Consider the following 13,244-nt stretch of genomic DNA (forward strand, 5'->3'; position numbering starts at 1 on the left):
ATTACTCTCCACTAACTGCCGTTGGAATTGTTCTTTTACGTTGCCAATATTGTCTTAAACTATCAAAACTTAGGTATACAACTGGGGTGGTAAATAAAGTCAGTAGCTGACTCATAATGAGCCCTCCGACGATTGTGATACCAAGGGGTTGGCGCAATTCAGCACCGTCACCGCTACCTAACATCAGTGGAAGTGCACCGAAAATTGCGGCTAATGTTGTCATGAGTATTGGGCGAAAACGTAACAAACTAGCACGGAATATGGCTTCACGAGCGGTAAGTCCCGCGGTTCTTTGTGCTTGAATAGCAAAGTCGACCATGATGATGGCATTTTTCTTCACAATACCGATTAACAACATAATGCCAATTAAGGCGATTAAACTAAATGGGGTGTCAAATAATTCTAGGGCTAATAATGCACCTACACCCGCTGATGGCAGTGTTGATAAAATGGTCAGTGGGTGAATATAACTCTCATACAAAATTCCCAGAACTAAATACACCGTAACAATTGCGGCTAAAATGAGGAATAATTGTGATTTTAGCGTTTCTTGGAATATTTGTGCGGTACCCGCAAAACTCCCCCTGACTGTTGAAGGAACGCCAAGGGCGGTCATTGTTTTTTCAATTTCGACCATTGCGTCATCCAAGGTATAACCATCGGCTACGTTAAATGCAATGGTCGATGAAGCGGATAGCCCTTGGTGGTTAACACTTAATGGAGCATTGGCGGGTTGCCAACGCGCAAAGTAGGAAAGGGGGATCGCTTGTCCCTGATTATTAATCACAAACATTTTGTCGAGGGAACTGACATCTTGGGTGTATTCAGGAGCGACCTCCATCACGACTTTATATTGGTTCATTGCTTCATAAATGGTAGAAATTTGACGTTGGCCAAAGGCATTATTCAGTAAACTATTGGCCTCACGAACATCAATACCTAACTGCGCCATTAAATCCCTATCATAGGTAATGGCCATTTCAGCGCCTTTGTCTTCTTTGTCTGAGTTAACATCGGTTAATTGGGGCAAATCGCCTAATGCTTTACGGATAGCAGGCTCCCAATCGCGTAAAGCAGATAGCTCATCGGCAAGAAGGGTAAATTGGTAACTGGCATTGGCTTGTCGGCCACCGACACGGATATCTTGAACGGGCATCATAAATAAATTAGCCCCAGGCTCATTGGCGAGTTTCAATCTTAACCGGTTGATTACTTGAGCCGAGCTTTCAGTGCGTTCGCTAAGGGGTTTTAATGAAATATACATAAAACCACTGTTCACACGGCTGCCACCCGTAAAACCAGTGACATTATCGGTAGCGGGGTCATCTTTCACTTGTTGCATAAAGCGGGTCATTTTTTCTTTCATGGATTGGAAAGAAATACTTTGGTCAGCGCGGACAAAGCCCATAATGCGGCCAGTATCTTGTTCAGGGAAAAAGGTTTTTGGCACGGTAATATATAAGTAAACATTGAGCCCAATAGTCGCGAATAATACCGCTAGAACACTACGACGATGATTTAATACCCAGTTTAAAGCCACTGCGTAACTTTCTTGTAGGCGTAGTAATACTCGACCAAATCCCCGATGCTTTGCTTTGATATTACTACCGCGTTTCTTCAGCAAATAAGCGCACATCATTGGCGTCAGTGTTAAAGAGATAACCAGTGAAATCCCAATTGCGGTGGCAAGTGTAATTGCAAACTCGCGGAATAAGCGGCCGACCAAACCGTCCATTAACAGTAGCGGAATAAAAACAGCTACCAGAGAAATACTCATAGAGACAACGGTAAATCCAACTTCGTGGACGCCTCGTATTGCGGCGATAAAGGGTTTAGTTCCATTTTCAATATGGCGAGAGATATTTTCTAACACCACAATGGCATCATCAACCACAAAACCAGTTGCCACTGTCAGTGCCATTAATGATAAGTTGTTAAGGCTAAACCCGCATAAATACATAGCAGTGAAAGTCCCGATCAGCGAAACGGGCACGGCAATCGCAGGGATCAAAGTCGCTCTACCTGAGCGTAAGAACAGCAGAACAACTAAAATAACTAAGGCAACGGCAATCAATAAAGCGCGTTCGACCTCTGCTAAAGATGCACGGATAGTCGGCGTTCTATCTTGTGCGACTTTTAAGTCAATAGCGGCGGGGATCATGTCATTGAATTCAGGCAATTCAGCGCGTATGCGGTTAACTGTCTCAATAATATTGGCACCCGCTTCACGGCGTATAACAATTAAAATAGCGGGTTTGCCATCAGCCATACCCGCCGCACGAATGTTTTCAATAGAATCTTTAACGTTAGCAACATCACTCAATTGGACGGCATTACCATCACGGTAGTGAACAATAATAGGGCGATAGTCTGCCGCTTTTTTTAGTTCATCGTTCGTCTGTACCTGATAGCGTTTTTCATCATCATTAATATACCCTTGAGGTTGACGAACATTGGCGCTGCTAATCGCAGACCGGACGGCATCTAAAGAGACGCCTTGGTTAAATAAGGCGGTTGGGTTTAATTCAACACGAACAGCAGGGAGTGAACCGCCCCCAACGGACACTTCACTGACTCCTTCGATTTGTGCGATACGCTGAGCGAGGCGTGTTGAAGCAATATCATAAATTTCACCAGTGCTCATCGTTTCTGATGTCATCGTTAGGATCATAATCGGAGCATCAGATGGGTTGGATTTATAATAGCGTGGGCGACTTGGCATACCGCTGGGCAGTAGTGTTTGTGCAGCATTAATAGCAGCTTGTACTTCACGCGCTGCATTATTGATATCTTTATCTAGGTTGAACTCAAGGGTGATTGTTGTTCGCCCTAGAGCACTACTGGATGTCATTTCGCTGATCCCTGCAATACTCCCCAAAGAGCGTTCAAGGGGAGTAGCCACGGAGGATGCCATTGTTTCTGGTGAAGCCCCAGGAAGTGACGCTGTCACGTTTATCACGGGGTAATCTACTTGGGGTAACGGGGAAACAGGTAAAAATAGAAAACTTAAAGCGCCACATAAGGTTATGGCGACGCTGATAAGTGTGGTCGCGACAGGGCGACTGACAAACAGGGCAAAAAAGCGCTTCATTATGACACCTGCGCCTTATTGGTTTGACGGCGTCGCTTAAAATAATGAGAAAGACGGTCAAACAATAAATAAATCACAGGGGTAGTAAATAGGGTTAAAATTTGGCTCATGATAAGCCCACCAACCATACTGATCCCTAAAGGCTGACGTAATTCCGCTCCGACACCCGTGCTCAGCATTAATGGCAGTGCACCTAACAAGGCAGCCATTGTGGTCATTAATATTGGGCGAAAACGCAGTAAACAAGCTTGGTAAATCGCATCATAAGGGGACATCCCTTTTTCACGTTCTGCCGCAAGGGCAAAATCAATCATCATGATGGCATTCTTTTTAACAATACCAATCAATAAGATAATACCAATAACGGCAATGACATCGAGGTCTTTTCCCGCCATCATCAGTGCGAGTAGCGCACCAACACCAGCGGTTGGTAGTGTAGATAAAATGGTAATGGGGTGAATAAAGCTTTCATACAAAATCCCTAACACGATATACATCGCAATAATAGCTGCGGCAATTAACCAAATAGTACTACTTAATGCAGCTTCAAAAGCCAATGTAGCGCCTTGGAATTGTGTGGTAATGGATTTAGGCATGGCAATCTGCGATTCGGCGTATTTGACAGCATTAACAGCGGCTTCAAGGGATGCACCCTCGGCAACGTTAAATGAGAAGGTAACCGCAGGGAACTGGTCTAGGTGATTAATCGCTAATGGGCCAGTACCTTCTTGAATATTGACTAGTGTGCTTAATGGGACCATCGCGCCATCAGTCCCTTTTAACCGAACATCGTTTAGTGCATCTATCCCCTGACGGGTTTGGGTATCATGCTCTAAAATGACGCGATATTGATTAGATTGGGTATAAATGGTCGAGATCATGCGTTGGCCAAATGCATTATATAAGGCATTGTCAATTGCAGACATAGTGATACCAAAACGGCTGGCAGTATCGCGATTAACATTAACATAAGCGACTAACCCTTTATTTTGCCAATCGCTACTGACATCGGCTAACTCAGGTTGTTGCTCTAACGCGGTTAATAGCTGAGGCACCCAAGTTGCTAATTCATCTAAAGAACCGGCTTGCAAGGTAAATTGATATTGAGTACGTGCCACTTGTGTATCAATGGTCAAGTCTTGCATGGGTTGTAAATATAAATTGATGCCAGAAATTTTGTCTGCTGATTGTTGCAATCGGTCAATAATTGCCACGACACGATCTGCTCGGTCATCTAGTGGTTTTAACGTAATTTGAATACGTGCATTATTAAGCGTTGCATTGGTGCCATCGACGCCGACATAGGTGGTGACATTATCAACGGCAGGGTCGGCTAATAGTTTAGAGACGACCTCTTGTTGTTTTTGTGCCATTGCCGCAAACGAGATAGATTGGCGGCTTTCAATTGAACCTTGGATAATTCCACTGTCTTGCAATGGGAAAAAACCTTTCGGTATCCACATATAAAGCAATACGGTCAATACCATGGTGCCCACAGCAACTGACAGGGTTAACCATTGGTGATTTAGAATACGTTTTAGCCAAATCGCATAACCGGCCACCATACGGTCAAAAAAACGCTCACAGGCTAATTCAAAACGGTTATGTTTATGTTGCGATTCAGGTTTTAATAAGCGAGCACACATCATCGGTGTTAAAGTCAGAGAAACCACCGCAGAAATTAAAATTGCGACGGCAAGGGTAATGGCAAATTCGCGGAATAGTCGACCAACAATATCCCCCATAAATAATAATGGAATTAACACAGCCACTAATGAAAAGGTGAGGGAGATAATAGTAAAACCGATTTCCCCTGCGCCTTTTAATGCCGCCACTAAGGGTTTATCCCCTTGTTCAAGGTAACGGGAAATATTTTCGATTACCACAATTGCATCATCGACGACAAACCCTGTCGCAATAGTCAGGGCCATCAGCGTGAGGTTATTGACAGAGAAACCGCAGAAATACATCACTGCGAAAGTACCAACTAAGGAAAGTGGCACCGCAATTCCTGGGATCAATGTGGCTATCCCATTGCGTAAAAACAGGTAAATTACCATTACAACAAGGGCGATTGCCAACATTAACTCAAACTGAACATCACTGACCGAGGCACGGATAGTGCTGGTTCTATCCGTTAGAATATCGACATTCACTGATTTAGGTAAACTTTCAATTAACTCAGGCAATAAGGCACGGATAGTATCTGTCGTTTCAATAACGTTAGCACCGGGTTGGCGCTGTACATTAATAACAATAGCTTGTTGATTGTTAGCCCAAGCACCTAAATAGGCATTTTCAGCACCTTGTACTATGGTCGCAATATCACCAAGTCGGACAGGAGCACCATTTTGAAAAGCCACAATAAGTTTGCGGTAATCATCAAGGGATTTCATTTGGTCATTAGCAGACAAGGTGACTGCACGGGTCGGGCCATCAAAACTCCCTTTTGCAGAGTTAACATTCGCGTTATTAATTGCTAAGCGAATAGTTTCGCTATCTAAGCCTTTTGCTGCCATGGCTTGTGGGTTTAAATTTACCCGTACCGCAGGGCGTTGACCACCGGCTAGTGTCACTAAACCTACACCATTAACTTGGGAAATTTTCTGTGCAATACGTGTTTCGATAATATCTTGAACTTGTGTTAACGGCATCGCATCAGAGGTAACCGCTAAGGTTAAAACCGGTGGATCAGCTGGGTTAACCTTATTATAAATTGGTGGATAAGGCAGATCAGAAGGTAATAGGCTACTCGCTGAGTTTATCGCGGCTTGAACTTCTTGCTCCGCAACCTCTAAAGGTAAGGTGAGTTGGAACATTAACGTGATTACCGATGCACCGCCTGAACTTTGCGATGACATCTGTTTTAAGCCTGACATCTGGCCAAACTGAGTTTCCAGAGGGGCGGTGACCGCAGAGGTCATCACGTCTGGGCTGGCGCCTGGGTAGAGTGTAACGACTTGAATTGTTGGGTAATCGACTTCTGGAAGCGCCGAAACAGGTAAAAAACGATAGCCAATGATCCCTGCGAGTAAAATAGCCACCATGAATAATGTCGTGGCGACAGGGCGTAAAATAAATAAGCGAGAAGGACCACCGCCTTTTGGCATTTCAGGCTGCATTACGCTTTCTCCGCGCTATTTGGTTTATCTTTACGAGGCGTTTGGGCTTTTTTTGCAATACTCTCAGGGTTAACGACTTCTACGGTGGTGCCATCAGTCAGTTTATCAACACCATCCGTAATCACTTTGGTATTCGCTGCTAGCCCACTTTCAATAACCACTTGCTGGCTATCTTGCATCCCAACAGTGACAGCGTGTTTACTGACTTTATTATCGTCACTTAAAACCCAGACATAATGGCCATCGTTACCCATTTGTAGTGCGGCAGTTGGGATGACCACGGCATCTTGCAAGGTTTCGACTTGCATTTTTATATTAACAAATTGATTAGGAAATAATGTTTCATCTTCATTCGTGAAGCGGGCTTTAATTTTTAATGTTCCGGTGGCGGCATCAATTTGGTTATCGGTACTTAATAATTCACCACTAGCGATCAGGGCAATATTATTTCTATCCCAAGCTTCGATTAAAACTTTTTGACCTGAAGATTGAGCTTGTTGGATAGCAGGAATATCCCCTTCTGGTAAAGCGAAGAGCACATCAGCGGGTTGCGTTTGAGTGATCACAACAATCGGAGTTGAAGTTCCTGAGGGAATAAAATTACCGACATCAACAAGTTTTAGGCCAACTCGTCCAGAAATTGGCGCTGTGATTTTACTGTAAGCTAATTGTAATTTTGCATTATCCACCGCGGCTTGATCGACTTTAATACTCCCTTGAGCTTGCAAAACGGCAGCTTTTTGATTGTCTAATTCTTGTTGTGAAATAACGTTACTGCCAGCAAGTTTTTGATAGCGAGTCAAATCTAGCTGTGCATTGGCTAACGTTGCTTTGTCTTTAGCAAGTTGTCCTTGCGCCTGTGAAAGCTGAACTTCAAATGGACGAGGGTCTATTTGAGCCAGTAAATCACCGGCATTGACATGTTGACCTTCAGTAAAATAAAGCTGCATCAGTTGGCCTTCAACGCGGCTAGTGACGGTGACAACATTAGCGGCTTGAACTGTACCGAGCCCCGATAGAAAACGTGGTACCTCTTTTTGCTCTGCCAGTGCAAATTGGACAGGGGCGAGTACCCTAGGTGGACGTCCCATGGCGCTGCGTTGTGAGTTAGGTTTTGCCACGTTACTGGCATTAGGCGCTTCAGATTGTTGTGATTGTTGATAAAAATACCAAGAGGCTCCGGCTGCAACAAGGATAGCAACGAAAATAGTAGAACGAGTCAATGTTTTACGGCGATTTTGTTTATTCATTTTGGGTTGGTCGCTCAATACAAAAAAGGAAGCTCAGTGAGTTTTTAGAGCAAAAAAACTAACTGAAAAGAGTTAGTTAGGCATATTAATAGTTTAACGTGATAGGTACAAAGAAAAATGGAGGAAATATGAATAAGTGTCAATTTATGTTTGCTTTGCTGCATATAGTGATTAATTGTTAAGCATAGAACAATTTTAGGACATTCTCCAAAAACAACAAAATCCCAAAAAAGCATTAAAAATCAATCTAATAAAACTTACAAGTTTGATCTTTAAATGAATTAATTTGTTTTATATTAATTAAAAATTAGTTTAATTAATATAAAAATAATAACGTTTGCTCACTCTTTGAAAAGAGTCTAGAAATTTAATAACTGTATATATTAAAAGGAATTAATCAATGATTTTATACGATACTTCAATTTTATCAGACATCATTTATGACGCTAAAACTTTTTCAGCACAAACTCTCGGTACAGAAAAAGACGTAAAGATGAATAAGCACATTAATGCTGCAATGCCTATAAATAATGATAGGAAGGCAGGAGTTGATACTGAGGTAGAAATGCTAGTTTCAGAAGTGAAAGAAATATTTTCTCAAGTTCAGAATTTAAATTTATCTGCACAAGTAGCTAAAAATGTGGAGTCTAACCATATCGAGCGTTATAAAATGAATTTTCCTGAAATGGAAACAATCGGTTCTGAAGCACAAGAAATATTGGCTATGCTTGATAATATTAATTTATTAGACGTACAAACCACAGTACAAAGTGATGTATTGGTTTCAGCATCAAACAGCTTTCCACTAGATGAAGTAACCTCTGTAAACCAAGATAGTGGATTTAAATATATTCATTATGCATTTGAATTACCTATTGCAACACTTTAGTTAGTATTAACAAAATGGTTCCTAAAATTAATATCAAATTAAATTAGGGGCCATTTAATTATTTATCTATAGGAGAGCATATATGGATTTAGTTAAAACTAGGATAGAACAGTTAAAAAAACGAGTAAACCAGCACAAAAAAACAATTGAACTTGAACTGTTACGTAGAAAGATAAATAAAATAAGCGAACAAACAGGTATAGATAAAAATAAGCTAAATAGACGAATTGAGATAGGATATAAACTAGATACTCTTCAACTAAAGTTCGAGAAAAAAAGCGAAAAGCTAATAAAAAAATATACCGAAACATACAATGGCTATATAGAAAAAATCACTAATATTACGCAAAGAATGCCCCAGTATAATGAGGGGTATATAGAAGGTTTTTTAAAAACCACACAAAAAAAGCCGATGAAATGGGAGGGGTATATAAACGAAATTGTAAAAAAATTCGCCAATATACCTACAAAGAAGGATATATATGCTATAAGAATGAATCGCTATTTGACAGAAATTATATCTAGCTATAGAAGTAAAGTACAATACATAGATAACACCTATAATATAAAGCATCATATAAATGATGCTATTCTGATAACCCAAAAGCAACTCTGTTGCAGTGATAATCATCATCACTACCCAAATGAAAGGTCTTCAGCCCCCTTTAATTTTGACACCAATAAATATTATGATGCTCATGTGAGAAAGATGGCTTATTTTCATGCTAATGCAGAAGTGTACTTCCCAGAAATCGGATATTTAACAGATGAAATACTAATGACTGAACAGGAATTTGATACTAAGAAAAATAGGCTAATTAAGAATTTACTAAAAGAAAAAAAGGAAATTGTAGAGCTTGATAAAGCAGACAGCTATAGCGGTATTGACTATTTTGGGGATGAGTTTTTGAAATATAAAGAATTTAATGACAATTTGAAAAAAATAGGGGTAGAAATAATAGAAAAAAAGGAAATATTAAAAAGCACGCCGAGTGGAGCTAAGAAAGATGAGCTCTTGAATAAAATTCTATCATTATGTAGCGAACAAAGAAACCTTAAACAACAAATAGCAGAAAAAGAAAAAGATATTAAAAAGTTGATTATAAGAGATAAATTTAACAAACATACGATAGCGTCAATAACAAGTGAGCAATATAAACAATGTGAGCAAATCATGGCTTCATATATAAGCGCTTTTAAGGAAGATGGTTCATCAAGCAGTGATCATTTAGCATCGAGTAGCGATAATACGGGCTTAATACAAAATGGCAGAGTACAGCAAATTATTGGTCTAGATATATAGCAAAATGGAATAAATAAAAACGGTCTGACACCAATATAGGCACATCAGACCGTTTGATGGTAACGATTTAATTACGGTGTTGTACTCGTATTTAAAACGGTAGAGTGGCCTTCACTGTCTTGGTTGTTTGCCGTCCAACCTTTCCATGAAAGTGGTAAAAATGCGACCGCTACAGCTAATAATGATACGCCTGCTACATAGTATGCAGGTGCCATATGAGACTGTTGTAACCATGCGCCCGTCAGGATTGGGGTTAAACCACCAAAAATCGCATAAGCAACATTGTAAGCAAATGACAGCCCTGAATAACGGATTTCAGGTGGGAATGCACGTGTGCTGATAATAGGCGTTGTGGCAATTGCACCAACAAAAAAGCCCATTAAGCCATAGTTAAAAATTAAGCTAGTTGCTGAAATATCTGAAGATAACGATGAATAGAAATAAATCGCGGTAACAGCTAAACCACCCCAAGACAAAGTCATGGATGTCCGAGTCCCTGTTTTATCGCCTAACCATCCCCAGAAAATACAGCCTAAAGTTAAGGTCAATGTCGCAGCACAGTTGGCTTGCAATGCAATATTGCGGTCAATATTGTAGATCCCTTTTAAAACGACATCTGGGGTCATCAAAATAGTGACAACAATCGCTGTTGATAAGGACCAAGTTAGCGCGGCGGTAATCATACAAGCTTGTTTGTGTGATTTAATGACCGTTTTGACGGGTAACTCTTGAGATAATGCTTTTTTCGCGGCTAGCTCTTTAAATATGGGGGTTTCTTGTAAAAAACGGCGCAAATACACGGAGATAAAGCCAAAAATACCCCCGAGAATAAACGGTATACGCCATGCAAAGTCGTGGACTTCAGTAGTGGTATAAGAACGCTCAATAATAATGGCCACGATAGAACCAAGTAAAATACCACCTGTAATACCTGACGTTAATGTCCCAACCCCTAAGCCATAACGTTGTTTAGGGGTATGTTCGGCAATAAACACCCAAGCCCCAGGCATTTCCCCACCAATGGCAGCACCTTGCATAATGCGCATCAATAATAGTAATAACGGTGCTGCTGCACCAATTGTTTCAAAGGTTGGCAGGAAACCGATTACAAAGGTAGGGAATGCCATTAAGAAAATACTTAAGGTGAACATTTTCTTACGACCAATTTTATCCCCAAAATGGGCCATAATAATCCCACCAAGTGGGCGAGCTAGGTAACCAGCAGCAAACAACCCTAAAGTAGCCATTAACGCAAGGAATTCGTTATCCCCAGGAAAAAATAGCTGAGAAATAATTTTTGCGTAAAAAACGAAAATAACAAAATCATAAAACTCAAGCGTACCCCCTAAAGAGGATAAACCTAATGTTTTATAATCTTCTTTACCCAAGGGCCGCGCCGAGGGTTGGCTGGCTGGTTGCGATGTCATAACACTTTCCTTCTAAAATACTTGAAATATCAGTATAGGATAAATTCAAGATAACAAGCAGTTGCTCAAAATAATGAGTTAATCATATTTATTGGGTGCAGATAAGAGGCATAAACGTTGGATGGGTATAACTTAGTTTAATACACAGTATCTTTTTGCATATGCTATTTATAGCAGGAAATTCTATATTTTGTAAACCTCGGCACCAAAAACAAGAATCATATTCTGGTTAGTTGCTATTAGTTAAATTAAGCGCCCACTCTGGCAGTGAATAGCCTTATATGATGTTAATATTATGAAATTTGCAGAATATCGTATATCGAAAACAGGGTTTTATTTAGCTAATTAATATTAATTTAATAATTTCTTACGTTTTTGAATAACAAAAAATATTATAAGAGTTGCTAGGGAAATACTGTGATCCTAAATAGTCATTATTCTAACTAAATATCTTTAGCAAAAATGAACATGACTAAAGAGCCGACAGTGACTAAAAGTTAACAATTTGAAATGTATTAAAGAAAGAGATTACTAGTGATAAAGACGCATGCCCAGAAAGGTAACTGGACATGCATAGAGACAGCTAAACTAAGAAAAGGGTGGCTAAGCCTAGGAAAATAAAGAAACCGCCTGTATCTGTAATTGCAGTGATCATCACACTGGAGCCAATAGCAGGGTCTTTACCTAGTTTTATCATGATTAGCGGGATAAGCACACCCATAATCGCAGCCATTAATAAGTTTAGAACCATAGCCAGTGTCATGACTGCTCCCATCGCAATATCGCCATAGAGGAAGTAGGTAACGACACCCATTATACCTCCCCAAACAATACCGTTAATAAAGGCAACGCCAAGCTCCCTGAGCATTAAGAAAGAGAAACTACCGCTTTGAATCTGGTGAAGCGCTATAGCACGGACAATCATAGTGATAGTTTGGTTACCTGTGTTACCGCCAATACCAGCGACGATAGGCATTAAAGTGGCGAGGGCAACTAATTGGGAAATCGTATCTTCGAACACCCCGATAACTCGGGAAGCGACAAAGGCGGTACATAAATTGATAGCAAGCCATGTCCAACGGGTTTTGACTGCTTGGCCTACGGGAGCAAAGACATCTTCTTCAGGGCTTAACCCCCCCATACGACGAATACTGTTATCATTTTCTTCGCTGATGTTATCAACGATATCTTCAACGGTGAGACGGCCCATTAACAAGCCATTGCTGTCTACGACAGCGGCGGAAATTAAGTCATAGCGTTCGAACGCGCTTGCTGCATCTTCGCCTTTTTCATCGGGTAAGAAGGTGACGGTGTCTGTTCGCATAACCTCAGCAACGATTTTATCGGGTGATTGTGTTAAAATCGTGGTTAATGGTAATTCACCTTGTAGATAATTATTGTTATCTACAACGAAAATTTTATCCGTTGCTTCTGGGATTTTGCCTCGTTGCCGTAGATAACGTTGAACCGTTTTTAATGCCACATTTGGACGGACGGTGACGAACTCAAAGTCCATCATTTGCCCAACGCTATCTTTTGCGTATTGCAAGACTTCTCGGATGCGGCTACGTAAGCTGGGTTCTAAATAGGTTAGCAATCTACGCATCGTATCGCGGGGTAAGTGTTCCGCGATATAAGCTTGCTCATCAACATGCAGGTTAGCAACTGCGCGCAGAAGTTCTCTATCTGACATATCCTTGATTAGACTGTCCCAGACAGAAACAGAGGCTTCAACTAGCACTTCACCGCGTTCGTTATTATCAACAAGACGCCATAATGCGAGACGCTCATCGTATGGGAGCATCTCTAAAATATCCGCGATATCAGCGGTGTGCAGGTCAAGAAGTAACTCTTTTACAGTATTGATTTTTTCACTAATTGCTTTGTCATCAATACTGACGTGTTGATCATTTTCAACAAGCGCATGGACGAACTCTTCGTCGTCTAAAAATAACGTCAGAATTTGCTGGCGGATATGCGCCAGTTTTTGTGAGTGCGGGTTTACTGTTGGTACCGCATCGATTGAGAAAGCAGGTTGTGACATTTTAATCCTTAAAGCAATAACAGCGCACAGCGCTTTATATTAATTCGCCTACGAGGGGACGAAATTTATTATCATTATTGTCGCCCATTTAAATAATATTTCAAACAGTTGAATTAAA

The 13,244-nt window shown here is 40.8% G+C and carries 6 protein-coding genes and 1 pseudogene; 2 read left to right on the plus strand and 5 right to left on the minus strand.

The window, feature by feature from the left end; genetic code table 11:
- Position 1 precedes the first annotated feature (1 nt).
- The 3 genes from mdtC to M1F14_RS13020 are packed head-to-tail and all read right to left on the minus strand — an operon-like array spanning position 2 to position 7,463.
- A complete protein-coding gene (gene mdtC, locus M1F14_RS13010; protein WP_048607365.1) occupies positions 2-3,091 on the minus strand; it encodes a multidrug efflux RND transporter permease subunit MdtC in 3,090 nt (1,029 codons plus the stop codon).
- Positions 3,091-6,213 (minus strand): MdtB/MuxB family multidrug efflux RND transporter permease subunit, encoded by a 3,123-nt coding sequence (locus M1F14_RS13015; protein WP_181468519.1) that lies wholly within the window; start codon positions 6,211-6,213, stop codon positions 3,091-3,093. Before M1F14_RS13015 ends, mdtC begins: the two co-directional genes overlap by 1 nt.
- A complete protein-coding gene (locus tag M1F14_RS13020; protein WP_048607361.1) occupies positions 6,213-7,463 on the minus strand; it encodes an MdtA/MuxA family multidrug efflux RND transporter periplasmic adaptor subunit in 1,251 nt (416 codons plus the stop codon). Before M1F14_RS13020 ends, M1F14_RS13015 begins: the two co-directional genes overlap by 1 nt.
- A 400-nt stretch (positions 7,464-7,863) precedes the next feature.
- Here M1F14_RS13020 and M1F14_RS13025 point away from each other — a divergent pair, with 400 nt between their 5' ends.
- Positions 7,864-8,352 carry a hypothetical protein gene (locus M1F14_RS13025; RefSeq protein ID WP_071548150.1) on the plus strand — a complete coding sequence of 163 codons (489 nt, stop codon included), beginning with the start codon at positions 7,864-7,866 and terminating at the stop codon, positions 8,350-8,352.
- 82 nt (positions 8,353-8,434) lie between these two features.
- Positions 8,435-9,655, plus strand: coding sequence for a hypothetical protein (locus M1F14_RS13030; RefSeq protein WP_181468518.1), 1,221 nt, complete (start codon positions 8,435-8,437; stop codon positions 9,653-9,655).
- Between the two features lie 71 nt (positions 9,656-9,726).
- On the opposite strand, the gene M1F14_RS13035 is transcribed toward M1F14_RS13030, so the two are convergent.
- A complete protein-coding gene (locus tag M1F14_RS13035) occupies positions 9,727-11,082 on the minus strand; it encodes an MFS transporter (protein ID WP_042843530.1) in 1,356 nt (451 codons plus the stop codon).
- Positions 11,083-11,665: 583 nt separating this feature from the next.
- Positions 11,666-12,937: pseudogene (gene mgtE, locus M1F14_RS13040) on the minus strand (magnesium transporter); the annotation flags it as partial.
- Positions 12,938-13,244: the final 307 nt, after the last annotated feature.

It is taken from the genome of Providencia sp. PROV003 (assembly GCF_045040775.1).
Taxonomy (GTDB): Bacteria; Pseudomonadota; Gammaproteobacteria; order Enterobacterales; family Enterobacteriaceae; genus Providencia; species Providencia huashanensis.

Excerpts from the sequence above, each read along its gene's own strand:
- M1F14_RS13035 (WP_042843530.1), bottom strand. The coding sequence starts at position 11,082 with ATGACATCGCAACCAGCCAGCCAACCCTCGGCGCGGCCCTTGGGTAAA.
- M1F14_RS13025 (WP_071548150.1), top strand. The coding sequence starts at position 7,864 with ATGATTTTATACGATACTTCAATTTTATCAGACATCATTTATGACGCT.
- M1F14_RS13030 (WP_181468518.1), top strand. The coding sequence starts at position 8,435 with ATGGATTTAGTTAAAACTAGGATAGAACAGTTAAAAAAACGAGTAAAC.
- M1F14_RS13020 (WP_048607361.1), bottom strand. The coding sequence starts at position 7,463 with ATGAATAAACAAAATCGCCGTAAAACATTGACTCGTTCTACTATTTTC.
- M1F14_RS13015 (WP_181468519.1), bottom strand. The coding sequence starts at position 6,213 with ATGCAGCCTGAAATGCCAAAAGGCGGTGGTCCTTCTCGCTTATTTATT.
- mdtC (WP_048607365.1), bottom strand. The coding sequence starts at position 3,091 with ATGAAGCGCTTTTTTGCCCTGTTTGTCAGTCGCCCTGTCGCGACCACA.